This is a genomic window from Methylobacterium cerastii (genome assembly GCF_022179125.1).
GTDB classification, from domain to species: domain Bacteria; phylum Pseudomonadota; class Alphaproteobacteria; order Rhizobiales; family Beijerinckiaceae; genus Methylobacterium; species Methylobacterium cerastii.
In genome coordinates this window covers 40,539-59,563 of the sequence record NZ_BPQG01000006.1, presented here as the reverse complement: position 1 = coordinate 59,563, position 19,025 = coordinate 40,539, and the positions used below count along the sequence as shown (strand labels likewise).

Genomic DNA, 19,025 nt, shown 5'->3' with positions numbered 1-19,025 from the left:
ACGGGGCTGAAATAAGACCCGCACATTTTGGGCATCCAGATCACATTCCGGCCGAATTCCTCAACGCAGCTTAACATTCGATCGCTCAAGCAACGATCATGCATCCAAGACTTCGATTTTTCTACGCGTGAATGCGCGATTACGCTGCGGTATAGTCTTCGACAGGCTTCGGCGGGAGCCGCCAAACCCGCGTAAGGCGGCGAAGATCTGCGCTCAGCGAAACCCTGCCGCCCGCCCGAGGACTGAGCTTGGCCGTTGCGTCGCGGCGGATCGGGACGGCGCTTTTGGCTCGGTTCAGGGCGAGCCTGCGATCGATCGGCCGGCTTTCGCGGACGCGTCCTCGGAACCGCGGCAGGCGACCAAACACCGAGCCAACCCGGTACTAAGGTCCCGACGATCGGCAAACGTGGTAGCCTCGTCCGAATGCAAGGCGCCGGCTCGTCAGGCCTGTCCCTCTGGAAGTCTGCGCAGGAGCGGCGCCGAACCGTGACGTCATCGATCGAAGCCCACGCGCTGCCGGTGCGCGTCTACTACGAGGACACCGACTTCTCGGGCTTCGTCTACCATGCGAGCTATCTGCGCTTCATGGAGCGCGGCCGGACCGAGTTGCTGCGCGGGCTGGCGGGCGACCAATCCGAACTGCATCGCGAGGCCGACGGGTTGGTCTTCGTCGTGCGCCGGATGGAGATCGACTATCTGAAGCCCGCGCGGATGGACGACGCGCTGACGATCCTCACCCGCACGCACGAGTTGCGCGGCGCCTCGATGCACCTTCACCAGGAGGTGCTCCGCGGCGACGACCTCCTGGTCCGCGCGTCCGTGGTCGTGGCCTGCGTCCGCGAGGGCCGGGCGATCCGCCTGCCCCCGGGTCTGCGCCGGGCGTTGTCCGCTCCCGACAGCCTTTGATGCACGCGCTTCGCCTTCGAGCGAGTCGGCAGCGGCGTCGCTCGAAGACGTTCTCGTGAAGGGGGGCGGCGCGATCAGATCCGCCGGACTTCCTCCAGGAACGTCGCGACCGCCCGCGTGACCTCGGCCATCTGGTTGTCCATGTCGGTGGTGGCTTGGAGCACGGTCTGCGCTGAATCCGTCGAGGTCGCGGCGCTGGCCGCCACCTCGCTGATCCCGCCGCTCACCTCGGTGGTCAGGTCGGCGGCGTCGCGCGCGCTCCGGCTGATCTCGGCCGAGGCGGCGGCCTGTTCCTCGGCCGCCGCGGCGACCGTCGTCGAGCCGGCATCGATTCCCTTGATCACCTCGGAGATCCGCTCGATCGACGAAACGGTCATCCGGGTGGCGGATTGGATCATGTTGATCTGATCGGAGATGTCGCTCGTCGCCTTGGCCGTCTGCGCGGCCAGTTCCTTGACCTCGGCCGCCACCACCGAGAAGCCCCGGCCGGCGGGGCCGGCGCGTGCCGCCTCGATGGTGGCGTTCAGGGCCAGGAGATTGGTCTGGTTCGCGATCGAGTTGATCAACCCGACGACGACACCGATGCGCTGCGAGGTCTCAGACAGGGTGCTGACGTTCTCCATCGCCTGCTGCGCCTCCGTCACGGCCTGCGCCGTCACGCTGCTGGAATGGGTCATCTGCCGCGTGATCTCGGCATTGGAGGCGCTGAACTCCTCCACGGCCGCGGCCACCGATTGCACGTTGACCGTGGTCTCCGCCGCGCTGGAGGCCGCCCGTCCCGCGCTCTCAGAGGTCTGTCCGGTGGCGTTCAGCACGCTGTCGGCGGCCTGCCGCATCGCGCCCGTGGCGGCGGCGGTCTGATTGAGCGCGGCCTGCATCGTGCGGTCGAAGCTGGCGATCCCGTCCGTGAGCGGCGACACGTCGGCCCAGGACAGCACCGCGGCGATGTACTCGCCGTTGGCGGCGTGGACGGCGGACACGTGAAGATCGAGGGTCTTGGGGCCGAGCTTGATCTTGGTGCGCCACGGCAACCGCGACGGATCGCCGACGATCGAGCGCTGGTGGTGGGGGTTCTTGTGGAACACGTCCATCGACTGGCCGACCATGCGGTTGGGATCGACGACGGACGGCAGGTGCTGCCGCAGGGCGTTCAGCGTCTCCACGCTCCGCTTGTTCGCATAAGTAATCGCCGCGGTGGTCGGATTCAACACCAGAACGTTGGTGGGCAAGGCTCCGAGGACCGCTTCGAAGTCGACCGCATGCGGCGACTCGGTCATCGTCTCGACGGAAGGAGCCTTCGCGCTCCGGCGCAATGTCAGGAATGCCATGGAAACCCATCGATGACCCAAGCTCGGGCCCACCACGAGCGCGTTGACGAGGATCTTCGACCATGAATCGCCGATCAGGGTAAAAAAGCCATTAATTTACTCGGTATTTTGACGAATATAAAGATTACAACCTTAGGATGAGAAATCAAATACATTTAATATAAAACAAATACTTTCGTCGCCTTCGATTTGAGTAGTGTCTCGCTCGATTGAAATAACATCCTTATTCTGCGATCCGCCCTGGTCCGGCGTGCAACGCTTCCTTAACCGCGTTCGGCGCTTCACTCGGCCGAGACGTCGAGGGTGCGCTGCGGCGACGACCCTACTTTCGACAGATTCGCGGGCGATTTTTCAGGCATCGCCCATGGTTCAGCCGGATGTCGCGAGGGTTTCCCCCTCGGAAGCCGCTCCGCCATGGGGACGTGAGGACCACCGACCATGAACCCAGCCGATGCGATGCAGGCTGCGCCCGTCGCCGACATGACGCTGCTCGGGCTGTTCCTGCAGGCCCACGTCGTCGTCAAGTTCGTCATGATCGGCCTGCTCGGATCGTCGATCTGGTGCTGGGCGATCATCGTCGACAAGACGCTGCTGTTCCGCCGCACCAAGGACGAGATGGACGCGTTCGAGGACGCGTTCTGGTCCGGCCGCTCGTTGGAGGAACTGTACCGCTCGTTCAACGACCGCCCGGCCACGGGCCTTGCCGCCCTGTTCGTCGCGGCGATGCGCGAGTGGAAGCGCTCGTTCGAGGGCACCGGCCGCCAGATCCAGTCACTGTCGCAGCGCATCGACAAGGTGCTCGACGTGACGATCCAGCGCGAGGTCGAGCGCCTCGAGGGCCGCCTGCTGTTCCTCGCCTCCATCGGCTCGGCCGGCCCGTATATCGGCCTGTTCGGCACGGTCTGGGGCATCATGACCGCCTTCACCTCGATCGCCGCTTCGAAGAACACCTCGCTCGCCGTGGTGGCGCCGGGCATCGCCGAGGCGCTATTCGCCACCGCGATCGGCCTGTTCGCGGCGATTCCCGCCGTGCTGGCCTACAACAAGCTCCAGGCCACGGTCTCCAAGCAGCAGTCGCGCCTGGAAGGCTTCGCCGACGAGTTCTCCGCCATCCTGTCGCGCCAGATCGACGAGCGCCTGTCGCTCGCCGCCTGACCGACCGCGAAGGGATCGACACATGAGCATGGCGGCGGGCGCTCAAGGGGGCGGCAAGCGGCGGCGGCGCGGCAAGCGCGGCGGGCCGATCAACGAGATCAACATGACGCCGTTCATCGACGTCGTGCTGGTGCTGCTGATCATCTTCATGGTGGCGGCGCCCATGATGACGGTGGGCGTGCCCCTCGATCTGCCGCAATCCAAGGCCTCGCCCCTGAACTCGGACACCAAGCCGGTGACGATCTCGATCCGCCAGTCCGGTCAGGTCTTCCTCGGCGAGGACGAGCTCACCGACGACACCATCATCCCGAAGCTGACCCTGGAGGCCAAGTCCGGCTTCGAGGAGCGCGTCTTCGTGCGCGGCGACAAGCGGGTCGACTACGGCCGGGTCGCGCAGGTGATGGCGATCGTCACCGGCGGCGGCTTCAAGAAGGTGGCGCTCGTCACCGAGCCCGAGCAGCGGTAGCGCGTCCGTGAGGCTCCCCTCCTTCCGCAGCGAACCGGGCTTCTGGGTCTCGGCCGGCACCCATGTCGGGCTGCTGGTCTTCGCCCTGTTCAGCGTCGCCGCGCCCGCGCTTCCCGAGGCGCAGGAGGGCGTGCCCGTCGAGGTGATCACCGAGAACCAGTTCTCCGAGCTGACCAAGGGCGAGCGCAACGCCGAGAAGCCGTTGTCGGACGCCAAGCCCCGTGCCGACAAGAAGGCGGAGAAGTTCGAAGAGAAGGAGCCGGAGAACGCGAAAGTCGATTCTCCGACAGCGCCGACGCGCACCAGCGACATGAAGCTCGCCAACGCCGACGAGATGCCGCTGCGCGTCAACGAGCCCGACCCGTCGGCGGAAGCGGCCAAGGCCGCCAAGATGGCCAAGGAGAAGGCGGAGGCCGAGAAGGCCGACGCCGCCAAAGCCGAGGCGAAGGCGGAAGCCGCCAAGGCCGCCGCCGCGGAGAAGGCCGCCGCCGCCAAGGCGGAAGCGAAGGCCGCCGCCGCCGAGGCCGCCAAGGCGGAGGCGGTGAAGCGCGAGCAGCTCGCCAAGCTCGTCGAGCGCGAGGAGGCGGAAGCCGCCGCCGCAGAAGCCAAGGCTGCGGATGCGAAGGCCAAAGCCGAGGCGAAAGCCAAGGCGGACGCGGCCAAGGAGGCGGCCAAGGCTGCCGAGAAGGCGGCCGCCGCCAAGGCCGAAGCCAAGGCGAAGGCGGAAGCCGAGGCCGAGCGCCAGAAGGAGATCGCCGAAGCCAAGGCCGAGGAGGCCAAGGAGAAGGCTGAGGCCGCAGCCGCCGCGAAGGCCGAGGCTGCGGCAAAAGCCAAGGCGAAGGCGGTCGCGGATGCGCGCGCCAAGGCCGACGCCGAGGCGAAGGCGCGCAAGCAGGCCGAGCTCGCCGCCAAGTTCAATGCCGGCGACATCAAGTCGATCCTGGCTTCGAAGGCGCCGTCGCAATCCACCGGCTCGACCGGTCACGAGGTCCAGCGCACGGCCTCCCTCGGCGCTGCCACCGGCACCGCGCAGCGCCTGTCGCCCTCGTTGCGCGACGCCCTCGTCGGCATGCTGCAGCAGCAGATCGAGCGCTGCTATTCGGCGCCGCCCGGCGCGGCGCAGGGCGTGGTGCTGCCGGTGCTCGACATCCGCCTGAACGCCGACGGCTCGCTCTCGACCGAGCCGCGGATCATGCGCGGCGGGTCGAGCTCGGTCGACCAGTCGATCGCGCAGGCGGCGTTGCGCGCCGTGCGCCGGTGCGCGCCCTACAAGATCCCGGCGCAGTACCAGCCCTATTACAACGACTGGAAGGCGATCAACGCGGAGTTCGAGTTCACCGCGACCTGACGCCGAAGCCGACCCGAAGTCTCGACCTCGCCGGCACCCGCTCCAACGTTTCCGGACCAAACCCCATGCTGCATCGTTCGCTCACCCGGGCCCGGCACGTGCCCGCCGCCCTCTATGGCCTCGCGCTGCTGCTGCTCGCGGCCATCGGCTTGAGCGGGCCGGCCCAGGCCCAGCTTCAGCTCCGCATCGGTGGCGGCTCGTTCCAGCCGATGCCGATCGCGGTGACCGACTTCTCAGGCGACGCGAACCTCGGCGGCCTCGTCTCGAGCGTCGTGACGAACGACCTGCGCCGCTCCGGCTACTTCCTGCCGCTGGAGAAGGGCCGATTCCCCGAATCGCCGAACTTCGATGCCGCCCCCGGCTTCGAGAAGTGGCGCGCGGCCGGCGTGCAGGGCCTCGTCACCGGCCGCGTCTCGCGCGACGCCTCGGGCCGCCTCAAGGTCGAGTTCCGCTTGTGGGACGTGACCTCGGGCCAGCAGATCACCGGCCAGCAATACGGCACCGACGCCGCCAACGCGCGCCGCGCCGGGCACCTGATCTCGGACAGCGTCTACACCAAGATCACCGGCCTCGGGCCGTGGTTCGACAGCCGCATCGCCTTCGTCGACGAATCCGGCCCGAAGGAGAACCGCCGCAAGCGCCTGATGGTGATGGACCAGGACGGCGCCAACGTCCGGGCGCTCACCACCGGCGAGAACGCCGTCGTCGCCCCGCGCTACTCGCCGGCGACGCAGGACATCGCCTTCATGGCGCAGGCCACCGGCCACCAGCCGCGGGTGCAGGTGATCAACCTCGAGACCGGCAGCCGGACGGCGATGGGCAACTTCGACTCGATGAGCGCGAGCCCGCGCTTCTCACCCGATGGCCGCCGCCTCATCATGAGCGTGCAGCAGGGCGGCAACGCAGACATCGTCACGATGGACATCGCCTCGAAGGCCCAGCATTCGATCACCAATGGCATGGCGATCGACACGTCGCCGACCTACTCGCCGGACGGCGGCCAGATCGTGTTCGAATCCGACCGCGGCGGCTCGCAGCAGGTCTACGTGATGGGCGCCGACGGCTCGAACCCGCACCGCATCTCGTTCGGGGAGGGCTCGGCCTCGCAGCCGGCCTGGTCGCCCAAAGGAGACCTCATCGCCTTCACCCGCCAGCGCAAGGGTGGCTTCGCGATCTGCGTGATGAAGCCCGACGGCTCCGGCGAGCGGGTGCTGACGGAAGGCTTCCACAACGAGGGGCCGACCTTCGCGCCGAACGGCCAGTACGTGCTGTTCTTCCGCGATCCCGGCGGCCAGGGCGGCGGCAAGCTCTACATGGTCGACATCACCGGCAAGGTCGAAAATCCGGTGCCGACCCCGTCCTACGCCTCCGACCCGACCTGGTCGCCGCTGCTGGCCGGGAAGTAGTTTTCGGAAGCGGAGCCCGGCGACCCGTCGGGCTCCCCTTCACCCGCGCTTCTGCGCCTTCACGTATCCACCGATCGCGGCCTGGCAGTTCGGCGAGAGGCTGGCGCGGTTCTGCTTGAAGCAGGCCTGGACCTCCGGGGCGTCGGGGGAGAATTCGCTGCATAGGGCGAGGTAATCGCCGGTGCAGTTCTGCTTCAGCGCGGCGCGGTCGGGCACGGCCGACGCGTTCGGCGCGGCGAGCGCGGCGGTGGCGGACAGGGTGAACGCGAACACGGTACGAACGAGCAAGGTCGGCTTCCTTCAGCGACCCGGACGACCCGGGCGGAGGTGCGTAGACCAGCCCATCCTGGCCGGAATGGGTTAGCTTGGCCGTCGGCCTCCAGCTTCACCCCTCGGCAGAAGCCGGTCGCGCGCTCGGAGTGCCGGGAAGAGCCGGCCCCAGAGCACGGCGACCAGCACGGTGGCCGCGCCCCCGACCACCACGGCCGGCACCGCGCCGATCAGCGCCGCGACCGAGCCGGACTCGAACTCGCCGAGTTCGTTCGAGGCGCCGATGAAGACGGTGTTCACCGCCGACACCCGGCCGCGCATCGCGTCCGGGGTCTCGCCTTGAACGAAGGTCTGGCGGACGTAGACGCTGATCATGTCGGCGGCACCCGTGACGAACAGGCAGGCCATCGACAGCGGCAGGGAGGTCGAAAGGCCGAACACGATGATCGCGACACCGAAGACCGCTACGGCGCGCAGCATCCTCACGCCCGCATGGCGCCGCAGCGGCCGGTAGGCCAGCACGACGGCCATCAGCACGGCGCCGGCCGCGGGCATGCTCCGAAGCGCCCCGAGCCCGAGCGGGCCGACATGCAGCACCTCGGCCGCAAAGATCGGCAGCAGGGCGGTGGCGCCCCCGAGCAGCACCGCGAACAAGTCGAGGCTGATCGCGCCGAGCACCACCGGATGGGCCCGGATATAGCCGATCCCGGCCGACAGCGTCGCCCAGGTCACCGGCGGCCGCTCCGACACGGGGGCCGGGCGGAAGCGGATCGCGGCGGTGGCGACCGCCGCGAGGGCGAAGCTGGCGGAGGCCGAGCCGAACACCACCTTGGGCCCAAGGGCGTAGAGGAAGCCGCCGAGCGCCGGCCCGAGCACCGACGCGCTCTGCCAGAGCGAGGCGTTCCAGGCGATCGCCGAGCCGAACAGGTCGCGCGGCACCAAGGTCGGCAGCAGCGCCTGCAGGGAGGGGTTGGCGAAGGCGCGCGCCGTACCGATCAACACGACGAGCCCGTAGATCGGCCAGACCGCGCCGGCGCCGCGCCAGGCGTAGGCGAGCAGCGCCGCGCTGGTCGCCGCCTGCACCGCGAAGGACGCCGCCGCCACCAGGCGCCGGTCGTAGGTGTCGGCGACGTGCCCGGTGATCAGCGCGGCCAGCATCGCTGGGAGGAACCCCGCCAGCCCGACGAGGCCGAGCGCGAGCGCCGAGTGGGTCAGGTCGTAGACGAACCAGCCGACCGCCACCGCCTGCATCTGGTAGGCAAGGCCGGTGAGGAACCGGGACATGCCGAACAGGCGGAAGTCGCCGTTGCGGAAGACGGTCCAGCCGGATGAGGAAGGTTCGTACATCGCCTGCGTCGTGGCCACGCGAAACCGCTTGGTCAAGCCGGCCGGCGAGGTCGTATTGAGCGTCTGCGTCGAGACTGCGATACCAAGCGTGTGGATCGCTGCGAACGCGTCGGCGGCGTCATGGAATGTCTGCGATGCCGTCGCCGACCGCTAGCGGGACGACAGGGCGCAACCTTACTCTTAGATAGCCCCTTTGACTTACACCTAGAAGTTGTTGCTGCGACCCATAAGCTAATATGTCATGTTAAAAGTCTTGGAAGCCGATTTTTTAAGCTTTCTCCGCAATATTACATGAAGATCACGAACTACAAGGCTCACTGGAATGTCGTTTATCAACCAGAAGGTGAATGCCGTCATCGATGCGATCGACCGGTCACAGGCCCGCATTGTGTTCGGCCTGGACGGCCGGATCCTCGATGCAAACGCGAATTTCCTGAGCCTGTTCGGCTATGCCTTGTCTGAGATCCGCGGCCAGCATCACGGAATCTTGATGGAGGGCGCCGAGCGCGAGACCGCAGAGTATCGAGCGTTCTGGGAGGCCTTGGCCCGCGGCGAGACGCAAGCCCGCACCTTCAAGCGCGTCGCCAAGGACGGCCGTGAGATCTGGCTGCAGGCCTCCTACAATCCGGTGCTCGATCGCGGCGGCCGGCCGGTACAGGTCGTCAAACTCGCCACCGACATCACCGCCGAGACCAAGTCGGCAGCAATCTGCCAGGGCCAGATCGATGCGCTCAACCGCTCCCAGGCGGTGATCCACTTCACGCTGGACGGCATCGTCACCGATGCGAACGCGAACTTCCTTACGACGATGGGCTACCGCCTCGACGAAATCAAAGGCCGCCACCACCGGATCTTCGTCGAGGCGGCGGACGCCGCCTCGCCCGCCTACGCCGCGTTCTGGAAGACGCTAGCCGCGGGCACCTTCCAGGCGGGCGAGTTCCGCCGGGTGGGCAAGGCCGGCCAGGAGGTCTGGATCCACGGCGCCTACAATCCGATCCTGGACCGCGATGGACGTCCCTTCGCCGTGGTGAAGTTCGCTACCGACGTGACCGCGCAGGTAAACGAGCGCCGCCGCCGCGCTGAAGGCCAGCGCCTCATCCAGGTCGACCTCGGCCACATCATGCAGGAGATGTCGGGGGTCAGCCGCCAATCGACCGAGACCGCGCGCGCGGCGGCCGAGACCTCCGGCAACGTCCAGGCGGTGGCAGCCGGGGCCGAGGAGTTCTCGGCGTCGATCGAGGAACTGACCCGGCACGCGGTCGAGGCGAAGTCGGCATCCGACGAGGCGGTCGGCCGCTCGGACGAAGCGCGCACCATCATCTCCGGCCTCACGGCCTCGGCCGAGCGGATCGGCAGCGTCATCACCACGATTCGCACCATCGCCGACCAGACCAACCTCCTGGCTCTGAACGCGACCATCGAGGCGGCGCGCGCCGGTCAGGCTGGCCGCGGCTTCGCGGTGGTCGCCGCCGAGGTGAAGGTCCTGGCCACGCAGTCGTCGCAGGCGACCGAGGAGATCGGGAGGCAGGTCACCGCTGTGCAGGAGGCGACGGCCGAGGCAGTACGGGCGATCGAGCTCGTGAGCCAGACGATCGGGCAGGTCAGCCAAATCTCGCTCAGCGTCTCCTCCGCCGTGACGCAGCAGGCGGCGGTGACGCGTGACATGTCGGTGAACATGCAGAACGCGGCCGAGAGCGTCCAGCGCGTCCGGCTGAACATGGACGGCATCGCCGACGCCTCGAGGACCGTCGACACCCGCGTCCAGGCCGTGGCCGAGGCGGCCCGCGCCCTCGGCTGAACCGGGGCGGCCTACTCGGCCGCCTCCTCGGTCGCCTCGGATTCCAGGTCCCGCGCCGCGTGCGACGCGGGCAGGACGATCGGGAAGGTGCAGCTCACGCAGGTGCCGGCGCCGGGGCGCGAATCGAGCGAGACCCGGCCGCCATGCAGCTCGACGAAGGAGCGCACGATCGACAGGCCGAGGCCGACCCCGCGATGGCGCGTGCCGAGGGTGTGGCTCTCGAACCGGTCGAACACGTGGGCGGCGATCTCGGGCGGCATGCCACGGCCCTGGTCGCGCACGCTGAGGACGAGGTCGCCAGCCGTCCGGCGCGCCTGCACGGTGATGCTCTGGCCGGCGCTGGAGAAGCCGACGGCGTTCGACATCAGGTTGAAGAGGATCTGGCGGACGCGCTTCCCGTCCACGAACACGCTACCGATGTCGTCGGGCACGTCGAGGACGAGGCTGAGATCGGATTCCGCGAGGCGGTCCTCGATGCCGAGCAGCGCGGCCTCGATGGTGGCCTGAACGTCCACGGTCTCGCGCTGGAGCTCGAGGGAACCGGCATCGATCGAGGCGAGGTCGAGGATGTCGTTGATGATCACCAGGAGCGCGCCGGACGAGCGCATGATGTGATCGGAATATTCGCGCTGGCGGGCGTTCAGCGCACCCACGGTCTCGTCTCCGAGAAGCTGGGTGAAGCCGATGATGTTGGTGAGCGGCGAGCGCAGCTCGTAGGAGACGTGGTGGACGAACGTGTCGCGAAGCTGCGCCGCCTTTTCGAGCGCGTCGTTCTTCTCGGTCAGCGCCCGCTCGACGTTCACGCTTGCGGTGACGTCGATCAGGGTGATCAACGTCGCGCCTTCGGGCAGAGGCTGGGCGGTGCAGTCGAGCACGGTGCCGTCCACCATCTCGAGCTTGCAGGCGATGCCGGTGCGCGATTCGAGGCCAACCACCGCGTCGCGGATGTCGAGCCACGGCTCGTCGGCTGGCGCCAGCACGCGGCACGCCTCGATCACCGCCTCGACGTGCGGGCGGGCTTCCAGGCTCTCGTGGTCTAGTCGCCAGGCAGCGGCGAAGGCGCGGTTGGCAAAGGTGAGGCGCCCGTCGGCGCCGAACACCGCCACCGGCTCCTTGAGGGTATCCAGGGTCTCGGCCTGCACCCGCATCAGCGCATTGTATTGCGATTCGAGCTTCATCCGGTCTGAGACGTCATCGAAAAGGTAGGTCAGGCCGCCTTGCGGGTTCGGCTCGGCCAGCACCCGCAGCGTGCGGCCGTCGGGCAGGTACCACCAGGCCGGGTTGGCTTCCGCCGACCGGTAGGCGGCCAGCACGCCCTGCTTCCAGCTGCGGAAGTCGGCATGCTCCTCGAGCTTTCGCGCGGCGCGCAGGTGGTCGAGGATCTCGCCGTCGAGGGGGCGGGCGTCGAGGAAGCCTTGGTCGAGGTCCCAGAGCTGGCGGTAGGCGGCGTTGTGGAAGATCAGCCGCTGGCCGGCATCGAACATCGCGACCGCGGTCGGCAACTGGTCCAGGGTGCGGACATTGGCGTCCATCTGGCGCTGCAGGTCGGCGCGCACACTCTCCAGCTCGGAGACGTCCACCGCGATCCCGACCCGTCCGCCCTCCAGGGCGGTCTCGGTGACGTCGAGGATACGCCGGCCACCCGCCACCACCGCGGACAGGCGAAGTGCCGGACGTTGCCCGGCGGGGCGGCGCTGGGCGTCCTCGCGGGCGATCATCTCGCGGGCCGGACGGTCGAGGAGCTCGATGCCGTCCTGGATCGCGCCCTCGCGGGTGGTGGCTTCCACGGCGGCGACGTAGGCGGTGTTGACCCAGGCGAGGCTGCCCTCGCGGTTGCGCCGCCAGACCGGCTGCGGGATCGCGTCGAGGAGGCCGGCCAGCGCCGAGAGGCCGCGGCGGGCATCTTCCAGGGTCTCGCGCAACTCGGAGATCTGCCGTCGGTCCTCGGTGGTCTCGCGCAGGCGCAGCAGGACGCGGCCGGCCACCGCCTGACCCTGCGCCTCGATGCTGCGGCCGGACTGGCTCCGCAGCGTCGCGCGGAAGCTCGTGCCGCGCACCCGAAGCGCCTCGACGGCGGTCTCGACCGCCTCGGCGTCGGCGGGGACGAGCCAGCTGCCGAAGGCGAGGATGCGGCGGGCCGAGCCGGAGGCCGGACGCGCGCCGTCGAAGGCGAGGCCGACATCGCCTTCGACCACCGCCTCGCTGCGGCCGTCCCAGGTCACGATGATCTGGCGCTCGGCGGCGAGCAGCATTTCGGCCCGGTCGTGGGCGCCGCTGAGGGCGTCGAGGGCCGCCGCCTGCTCGCGCTCGCGGCGGGTCCAGCGCGAGCGCTCGCTCAGATAGAGAAGGGCGACGATGGTGGCGAAGGCGACGAGGCCGCCGAAGATCGCTGCGGCGGCGACGTTGTGCATGTGCGAGCCGAAACCCCAGCTCGGAAGGTCGGCGCCCGCCGCAAGGGAGGGAGCCGGCAGGCCGACGGCGGCGATGAAGAGAGCGCCGGCCCCGGCTGTGCGCCGTGCCGCCCGATCGACCGCCATGATCCGTCCCGTCTCCAAAAACCGCCGGTCAGATCGACGCGAACGAACGCGCGGCGACGGGTCCCCGCCCGCACGATTCGGGTGGATGGAGATCCGACGACCCGACGACCTGTCGAACCGCAGGTAGTCTAACGCGCCGGGGATTTGCGCCGGAAGGGGAATTAGCTTGGCTGTAACCCGTCGCCGGCAGGTCGCAGACGAACGACACACAGAAGACACAGTCCGCCATGGCCCTTGCGGCTTGACAAACGAAGAGGGCCCGGCGCTTCCGCCGGGCCCTCTTGTCGCTCGTCCGTACCGGTCGGCGCGTGCCCGCGCCGAGCGCCTCAGTAGCGGTAGTGGTCGGGCTTGAACGGGCCGTTCTCGGAGACGCCGATGTAGGCGGCCTGGTCGGGGCGGAGCTTGGAGAGCTTCACGCCGATCTTCTCGAGGTGGAGGAGGGCCACCTTCTCGTCCAGCGCCTTCGGCAGGGTGTAGACCTGCTTCTGGTACTTGCCCGGGTTGGTCCAAAGTTCGATCTGGGCGAGCGTCTGGTTGGTGAACGAGGCCGACATCACGAAGGACGGGTGGCCGGTGGCGTTGCCGAGGTTCACCAGGCGACCTTCCGACAGCAGGATGATGCGGTGGCCGTCGGCGAAGGTGATCTCGTCCACCTGCGGCTTGATGTTCGACCACTTGAGGTTCTTGAGGCCGGCGACCTGAATCTCGTTGTCGAAGTGACCGATGTTGCAGACGATCGCCCGGTCCTTCATCGCCCGCATGTGGTCGAGGGTGATGATGTCCTTGTTGCCGGTGGCGGTGACGAAGATGTCGGCGCGCGGCGCCGCGTCTTCCATCGTCACGACCTCGTAGCCTTCCATCGCGGCCTGGAGCGCGCAGATCGGGTCGACCTCCGAGACCAGCACGCGGCAGCCGGCGTGGCGCAGGGAGGACGCCGAGCCCTTGCCGACGTCGCCGAAGCCGGCGACCATCGCGACCTTGCCGGCCATCATCACGTCGGTGCCGCGGCGGATGCCGTCGACCAGCGACTCGCGGCAGCCGTAGAGGTTGTCGAACTTCGACTTGGTGACGGCGTCGTTCACGTTGATCGCCGGGAAGAGCAGCTTGCCCTCCTTGGCGAGGTTGTAGAGGCGGTGAACGCCGGTCGTGGTCTCTTCGGAGACGCCCTTGATCGAGTCGGCGAGACCGGCGAACCAGCCCTTCGGCTTCTCGGCGAGCTTCTTCTTCAGGAGCGCGAAGAAGATCTCCTCCTCCTCGGACTCCGGCTTGTCGAGGAAGGCGGTGTCGCCGTTCTCGGCACGCAGGCCCAGGTGGACGAACATGGTGGCGTCGCCGCCGTCGTCGAGGATCATGTTCGGCATGCCGCCGCCATGCCAGTCGAACAGCTTCGAAGTGTAGTCCCAGTACTCCTCCAGGGTCTCGCCCTTGATGGCGAAGACCGGGATGCCGGCGGCAGCGATCGCCGCGGCGGCGTGGTCCTGGGTCGAGTAGATGTTACAGGACACCCAGCGGATGTCGGCGCCGAGGGACTTCAGCGTCTCGATCAGCACCGCGGTCTGGATCGTCATGTGCAGCGAGCCGGCGATCCTGGCGCCCTTGAGCGGCTGCGACGGGCCGTACTCCTCGCGGGTGGCCATCAGGCCCGGCATCTCGGTCTCGGCGATCGAGATTTCCTTACGGCCGTAATCGGCCAGGCCGATGTCCTTGACGATGTAATCCTGGGCCATGCTGCGTCGCTCCGTGTCTCGGGTTGCCTCTCGCCGAGGCATCTAGCAGAGCACCGGATACGAAGCAATCAAGACATAAAGATGTCTTTATGCGTTTTCGAACGACTTCAGGAAGCTCGCGCTCAGCTCTTCAGGCGGTAACCGGTGCGGAAGATCCAGGCGACGAGGCCGAGGCAGACCGCCAGGAACAGGCCGGTCATCGCGAGGCTGATGCCGATGGCGACGTCGGCCGTGCCGAAGAAGGCCCAGCGGAATCCACTGATTAGGTAGACCACCGGGTTTGCGAGGCTGACGGTCCGCCAGAACGGCGGCAGCATCTCGATCGCGTAGAAGCTGCCGCCGAGGAAGGTCAGCGGCGTCACGACGAGGAGCGGCACCAGCTGCAGCTTCTCGAAGCCGTCGGCCCAGAGGCCGATGACGAAGCCGAACAGGCTGAAGGTCACCGCCGTCAGCACCAGGAAGGCCATCATCCAGACCGGGTGCTCGATGTGAAGCGGCACGAACAGGGCGGCGGTGGCGAGGATGATCAGCCCGATCAGGATCGATTTCGAGGCCGCGGCGCCGACATAACCGAGCACCACCTCCACCGGTGAGATCGGCGCCGACAGGATCTCGTAGATCGTGCCCGCGAAGCGCGGGAAGTAGATGCCGAACGAGGCGTTGGCGATGCTCTGGGTCAGCAGCGCGAGCATCACGAGGCCCGGCACGATGAAAAGGCCGTAGGGCACGCCGTCGACGGTGCTCATGCGCGACCCGATCGCCGCACCGAACACCACGAAGTAGAGCGAGGTCGAGATCACCGGTGCGAGGATGCTCTGCATCGCCGTGCGCCAGAAGCGGCTCATCTCGAACCGATAGATCGCGCGGATGGCAGGCCAGTTCATCGGTTTGCCTCTCGATACTGACGCCCAGAGAGGCGAGCGCCACACGGGCGGCGACGCGCATTCGCGCTTGCCGGCAGCCGGGGGATGGTGGGTTGGGATCTCGCGGCCGCCGGGATCATGCGCGTTCCCTGACGAGGTCGACGAAGATATCTTCCAGAGATGACTGGCTGGTGCGCAGGTCGCTGAACCGGATGCCGGCCGCGCCGAGGTCGGTGAGCAGGCCGGTGATGCCGGTGCGCTCGGCCTTGGCGTCGTAGGTGTAGACGAGCTCCTGCCCGCCTTGGCTCAATTCAAGGCCGCGGTCGGCAAGGTCGGCCGGCAACGCGGCCAGCGGCGCCTGCAACTGAAGCGTGAGCTGCTTGCGCCCGAGTTTGCGGATCAGCTCGGCCTTCTCCTCGACCAGGATGATCTCGCCCTTGCGGATCACGCCGATCCGGTCGGCCATCTCTTCGGCTTCTTCGATGTAGTGCGTGGTTAGGATCACGGTCACGCCCTGCTCGCGCAGGCGCCGCACCATGCGCCACATGTCCTGGCGGAGTTCCACGTCGACGCCCGCCGAGGGCTCGTCGAGGAACAGCACCGTCGGCTCGTGCGAGAGCGCCTTGGCGATGAGAACCCGGCGTTTCATGCCGCCCGACAGGGTCATCAGCCGCGCGTCGCGCTTCTCCCAGAGCGAGAGGTCGCGCAGCACGCGCTCGATGTGGCCTGGGTCCTTCTTCAGCCCGAACAGTCCGCGGGTGAAGCTCACCGTGTTCCACACGCTCTCGAAGGCGTCGGTGGTGAGTTCTTGAGGCACCAGCCCGATCGCCTTGCGCGCGCCGCGATAGCCGGAGCCGATGTCGTGCCCGTCCACCGTCACGGTGCCGGTGCTCGGCGTGACGATGCCGCAGACGATGTTGATGAGCGTCGACTTGCCGGCCCCGTTCGGCCCGAGCAGGGCGAAGATCTCGCCGCGGGCGATCGCGAGGTTCACGGTCTTCAGGGCCGAGAGGCCCGAGGCATAGGTCTTCGACAGGTTCTCGATGGAGATGATCGGCGACATCGTGGCCCGTTCAGGAAGTTCCGGCCCGGCGAAGGCGGAAAGGGAGTGCCCTACAGCATTTCCGTAGCGTCCTGCAGGGCGACGAATTAGACGCCCATCGCGCGCGGTGTCGAATGGCACCTGCCACTTTCACGTGCACCTCGGCAGCCATCGCGCCCGGCTCACCGCTTGCGCGGCGCCCGCCTCGCCGGCTTGCGGACCGGCGGCACCACCTCCGCGTCCGCCTCGAACATCTCGTCGGTCTCCGCCGGCGCCGGTGCGACCACACGCGGGGCCGGCTTCGGCACCGGGCGGAAGCGCGGCGGGTCGGCCACCGTCTCCGGCGCTTCCCACACCGCCAACATCGGCATCGGCGGCGGGTCGCGCTTCGGGCGGCCGCGCGGCTTCAGTTCGGGCTCTGGCTTCGGGTCGAAGGCGTGGGCCAGCACCTTCTTCATCACGCCGGGCAGCGGCTCCTCGTCGAGGTCGCGGCGCGGGGTGAAGCGCATCCCGGCCGGCGCCTGCGTCGACAGCGCGACGCGGGCCAGGAACACGGTCAGCTCCAGCGGGAAGTGGGTGAAGCCGTGCCGCACCAGGCCGGGCAGGCGCTTCCAGCGCGCGTCGAGCGGCGCGTCGAGGAGCGCGCCGGCAGGGTCGTAGTCGGGCGCCCACGGGCTCATCGGCGGCTCGGCCATGCTGCCGAGCAGGCCTTCCGGCGGGCGGGTGCGGAGCAGGACCGCCTCGTCACCCGAGCGGACCACGACGAAGGCCGCGCCGCGCCGCAGGGTGCCTTTCACCGCCTTCACCTTACGCGGGAAGGTCTCCGGGTTGCCGGCCGCGCGAGCGCGGCAGGGCGCCATCCACGGGCACAGCGCACAGGCCGGACGCTTGGGCGTGCAGATGGTGGCGCCGAGATCCATCACGGCCTGCGCGAAGTCGCCGGGCCGCTCGGTCGGCACCAAAGCTTGCGTCACGCGCCGGATTTCGGGACGCGCGCCGGGCAAGGGCGCCTCGATCGAAAACAGCCGCGTCATCACGCGCTCGACGTTGCCGTCCACCGCCGCCTCGGGCCGGTCGAAGGCGATCGCCGCCACCGCGCCCGCCGTGTAGGCGCCGACGCCGGGGAGCTTGCGCAACCCATCGAGGGTGTCGGGGAATCGCCCAGCCGCAGCGACCGCCTTGGCGCAGGCGTGGAGGTTGCGCGCCCGGGAATAGTAGCCGAGCCCGGCCCAGGCCGACATCACCGCCTCCTCCGGGGCCGCGGCCAGGGCTTCGATGTCGGGGAAACGGGCGAGGAAGGTCGCGAAGTAGGGCTTCACCGCCGCGATCGTGGTCTGCTGCAGCATCACCTCGGAGAGCCAGACCCGGTAGGGATCGGGCCGCTCGCCGGGCAGCGCGCGCCAAGGCAGGACGCGGCGGTGCCGGTCGTACCAGACCAGCAGGTCGGCGGCCTTCGGGGAGGGTTCGGACGCAGGCATCGCCGGCAGGCATAGCGGCATGGCGCGTGCGCCGAAAGCGCTCCCTTTGCCGCCGGCCTTGCGCTATCCTCGCCGTCGCAACCGGCGGGATCTTCCACAAGCATGGCGCGCGTCAAACCGCTGGCCGAACTGATCGAGGGCTGCATCGGCCCGGCCTTCGCGGCGCAGGGCTTCGCCTCGACCGACATCCTCGCGGCATGGCCGGACATCGTCGGCGAGCGCCTGGCGAAGTTCTGTAGGCCCTCGAAGCTCGAATGGCCCAAGCGCAAGCGCCGGACCGAGGACGCGCCCGATTCGGGCACGCTGGTGGTGCGGGTCGAGGGCGTGTTCGCGATCGAGCTGCAGCATCTGGCGCCGGTGGTGATCCAGCGGATCAACGCCCATTACGGCTGGGCCTGCGTCGGCCGCATCGTGCTGCAGCAGGACCGGGTCGGGCGCGTCGCCCGGCGCGCACCGGAACCGACGGTGGATCTGGGCCGGCGCGGCGAGATCGCGCAGGCGGTCTCCGCCATCGAGCACGACGGCCTACGCGATGCCCTCGACCGCCTCGGGCTCGCCGTCGTGGCGACCTCGCCCCGGCGCTAGGCGCCTTGCCAGGGTGCGCCGGCGCGGTTACCGCATCCCGAGAAGTCGACAGGACGGAACGCGGAAGGCAGGCACGGCCATGATCACCCGGCGCGACGCTTTGAAAGCCACGGGCCTCGCCATCGGCGCCGCCCTCATCCTGCCGAAGCTGTCGGCGGCCGCGTTCGCCGAGAGCGTGCCGGTCGACGGGCTGATGCAGCCGGGTCCGCTGGGCGACGTCTGGCTCGGGCCGAAGGACGCGAAGGTGACGATCATCGAGTACGCATCGATGACCTGCTCGCACTGCGCCGCCTTCCACAAGGCAACCTACCCGACCCTCAAGGAGCGCTACATCGACACCGGCAAGGTACGGTTCACGCTACGGGAATTCCCCCTCGATCCCCTCGCCACCGCCGCCTTCATGCTGGCGCGCTGCGACGGCGACGCGAAGTACTACCCGATCACCGACCTGCTCTTCGACCAGCAGCCGGCCTGGGCCTTCACGCCGAAGCCCGTCGACGCCCTGGAGCAGATGCTGAAGCAGGCCGGGATCTCGAAGGACAAGTTCGAGACCTGCCTCAAGGACCAGAAGCTTTACGCCGCCGTGAACGGCGTGAAGCAACGCGGGCTCGAGACCTTCAAGGTCGATTCGACGCCGACCTTCTTCATCAACGGCGAGCGTTACACCGGCGAGATGACGGTCGATGGAATCGAGAAGATCATCAAGCCGATCCTCGGCGCGTGAGGGGGTTCCGGCCGGCCTGCGCGCGACGGCTTGCGCGCGTGCGGG

16 protein-coding genes are annotated in these 19,025 nt (G+C 68.4%); 8 read left to right on the top strand and 8 right to left on the bottom strand.

Going from position 1 to position 19,025, the window contains the following annotated elements:
* Positions 1-486: 486 nt before the first annotated feature.
* The gene (ybgC, locus tag MFF13_RS02330; RefSeq protein WP_238270657.1) at positions 487-906 is read left to right on the top strand and encodes a tol-pal system-associated acyl-CoA thioesterase; all 420 of its coding nucleotides are present in this window, start codon (positions 487-489) and stop codon (positions 904-906) included.
* Positions 907-980: 74 nt separating this feature from the next.
* Here the strand turns inward: ybgC and MFF13_RS02325 are convergent, their stop codons facing one another.
* Complete coding sequence (locus MFF13_RS02325; protein WP_238270648.1) at positions 981-2,234, bottom strand: methyl-accepting chemotaxis protein; 1,254 nt, start codon at positions 2,232-2,234, stop codon at positions 981-983.
* 438 nt (positions 2,235-2,672) lie between these two features.
* Between MFF13_RS02325 and tolQ the strand changes: the two genes are divergently transcribed.
* The 4 genes from tolQ to tolB all read left to right on the top strand — a co-directional run bounded on the left by tolQ (position 2,673) and on the right by tolB (position 6,609).
* On the top strand, positions 2,673-3,389 hold the full coding sequence (gene tolQ / locus MFF13_RS02320) for a protein TolQ (protein WP_147750589.1): 717 nt from the start codon (positions 2,673-2,675) through the stop codon (positions 3,387-3,389).
* Between the two features lie 22 nt (positions 3,390-3,411).
* Positions 3,412-3,855 carry an ExbD/TolR family protein gene (locus MFF13_RS02315; RefSeq protein ID WP_187273574.1) on the top strand — a complete coding sequence of 148 codons (444 nt, stop codon included), beginning with the start codon at positions 3,412-3,414 and terminating at the stop codon, positions 3,853-3,855.
* 7 nt (positions 3,856-3,862) lie between these two features.
* The gene (gene tolA, locus MFF13_RS02310) at positions 3,863-5,203 is read left to right on the top strand and encodes a cell envelope integrity protein TolA (protein ID WP_147762708.1); all 1,341 of its coding nucleotides are present in this window, start codon (positions 3,863-3,865) and stop codon (positions 5,201-5,203) included.
* Positions 5,204-5,268: 65 nt separating this feature from the next.
* Positions 5,269-6,609 carry a Tol-Pal system beta propeller repeat protein TolB gene (gene tolB, locus MFF13_RS02305; protein ID WP_147762707.1) on the top strand — a complete coding sequence of 447 codons (1,341 nt, stop codon included), beginning with the start codon at positions 5,269-5,271 and terminating at the stop codon, positions 6,607-6,609.
* A 39-nt stretch (positions 6,610-6,648) separates the two neighbouring features.
* Here the strand turns inward: tolB and MFF13_RS02300 are convergent, their stop codons facing one another.
* Complete coding sequence (locus MFF13_RS02300; RefSeq protein ID WP_147762706.1) at positions 6,649-6,897, bottom strand: hypothetical protein; 249 nt, start codon at positions 6,895-6,897, stop codon at positions 6,649-6,651.
* Between the two features lie 72 nt (positions 6,898-6,969).
* Positions 6,970-8,226: an MFS transporter gene (locus MFF13_RS02295; protein WP_238270640.1), complete on the bottom strand. Its 1,257-nt coding sequence runs from the start codon at positions 8,224-8,226 to the stop codon at positions 6,970-6,972.
* A gap of 322 nt (positions 8,227-8,548) precedes the next feature.
* Between MFF13_RS02295 and MFF13_RS02290 the strand changes: the two genes are divergently transcribed.
* A complete protein-coding gene (locus MFF13_RS02290) occupies positions 8,549-10,024 on the top strand; it encodes a methyl-accepting chemotaxis protein (protein WP_238270638.1) in 1,476 nt (491 codons plus the stop codon).
* A gap of 11 nt (positions 10,025-10,035) precedes the next feature.
* On the opposite strand, the gene MFF13_RS02285 is transcribed toward MFF13_RS02290, so the two are convergent.
* The 5 genes from MFF13_RS02285 to mutY all read right to left on the bottom strand — a co-directional run bounded on the left by MFF13_RS02285 (position 10,036) and on the right by mutY (position 17,671).
* Positions 10,036-12,561, bottom strand: coding sequence for a sensor histidine kinase (locus MFF13_RS02285; RefSeq protein ID WP_147762703.1), 2,526 nt, complete (start codon positions 12,559-12,561; stop codon positions 10,036-10,038).
* 326 nt (positions 12,562-12,887) lie between these two features.
* On the bottom strand, positions 12,888-14,288 hold the full coding sequence (gene ahcY / locus MFF13_RS02280; RefSeq protein ID WP_147762702.1) for an adenosylhomocysteinase: 1,401 nt from the start codon (positions 14,286-14,288) through the stop codon (positions 12,888-12,890).
* Between the two features lie 122 nt (positions 14,289-14,410).
* Positions 14,411-15,172 (bottom strand): ABC transporter permease, encoded by a 762-nt coding sequence (locus MFF13_RS02275; RefSeq protein ID WP_147727174.1) that lies wholly within the window; start codon positions 15,170-15,172, stop codon positions 14,411-14,413.
* Positions 15,173-15,287: 115 nt separating this feature from the next.
* Positions 15,288-16,214 (bottom strand): ABC transporter ATP-binding protein, encoded by a 927-nt coding sequence (locus MFF13_RS02270; RefSeq protein ID WP_147762701.1) that lies wholly within the window; start codon positions 16,212-16,214, stop codon positions 15,288-15,290.
* A gap of 161 nt (positions 16,215-16,375) precedes the next feature.
* Positions 16,376-17,671, bottom strand: a complete 1,296-nt coding sequence (mutY, locus tag MFF13_RS02265; protein ID WP_147762700.1) for an A/G-specific adenine glycosylase — start codon at positions 17,669-17,671, stop codon at positions 16,376-16,378.
* 102 nt (positions 17,672-17,773) lie between these two features.
* Between mutY and MFF13_RS02260 the strand changes: the two genes are divergently transcribed.
* Entirely contained in the window at positions 17,774-18,256 is a 483-nt protein-coding gene (locus MFF13_RS02260) for a DUF721 domain-containing protein (RefSeq protein ID WP_238270636.1), read from the top strand.
* Positions 18,257-18,335: 79 nt separating this feature from the next.
* Entirely contained in the window at positions 18,336-18,980 is a 645-nt protein-coding gene (locus MFF13_RS02255; protein WP_147750599.1) for a DsbA family protein, read from the top strand.
* Positions 18,981-19,025 lie beyond the last annotated feature (45 nt).

Coding starts and splice junctions, on each gene's coding strand:
- MFF13_RS02325 (WP_238270648.1), bottom strand. CDS start 2,234: ATGGCATTCCTGACATTGCGCCGGAGCGCGAAGGCTCCTTCCGTCGAG.
- tolQ (WP_147750589.1), top strand. CDS start 2,673: ATGAACCCAGCCGATGCGATGCAGGCTGCGCCCGTCGCCGACATGACG.
- MFF13_RS02315 (WP_187273574.1), top strand. CDS start 3,412: ATGAGCATGGCGGCGGGCGCTCAAGGGGGCGGCAAGCGGCGGCGGCGC.
- tolB (WP_147762707.1), top strand. CDS start 5,269: ATGCTGCATCGTTCGCTCACCCGGGCCCGGCACGTGCCCGCCGCCCTC.
- MFF13_RS02295 (WP_238270640.1), bottom strand. CDS start 8,226: ATGTACGAACCTTCCTCATCCGGCTGGACCGTCTTCCGCAACGGCGAC.
- MFF13_RS02290 (WP_238270638.1), top strand. CDS start 8,549: ATGTCGTTTATCAACCAGAAGGTGAATGCCGTCATCGATGCGATCGAC.
- MFF13_RS02285 (WP_147762703.1), bottom strand. CDS start 12,561: ATGGCGGTCGATCGGGCGGCACGGCGCACAGCCGGGGCCGGCGCTCTC.
- ahcY (WP_147762702.1), bottom strand. CDS start 14,288: ATGGCCCAGGATTACATCGTCAAGGACATCGGCCTGGCCGATTACGGC.
- MFF13_RS02275 (WP_147727174.1), bottom strand. CDS start 15,172: ATGAACTGGCCTGCCATCCGCGCGATCTATCGGTTCGAGATGAGCCGC.
- MFF13_RS02270 (WP_147762701.1), bottom strand. CDS start 16,214: ATGTCGCCGATCATCTCCATCGAGAACCTGTCGAAGACCTATGCCTCG.
- mutY (WP_147762700.1), bottom strand. CDS start 17,671: ATGCCTGCGTCCGAACCCTCCCCGAAGGCCGCCGACCTGCTGGTCTGG.
- MFF13_RS02260 (WP_238270636.1), top strand. CDS start 17,774: ATGGCGCGCGTCAAACCGCTGGCCGAACTGATCGAGGGCTGCATCGGC.
- MFF13_RS02255 (WP_147750599.1), top strand. CDS start 18,336: ATGATCACCCGGCGCGACGCTTTGAAAGCCACGGGCCTCGCCATCGGC.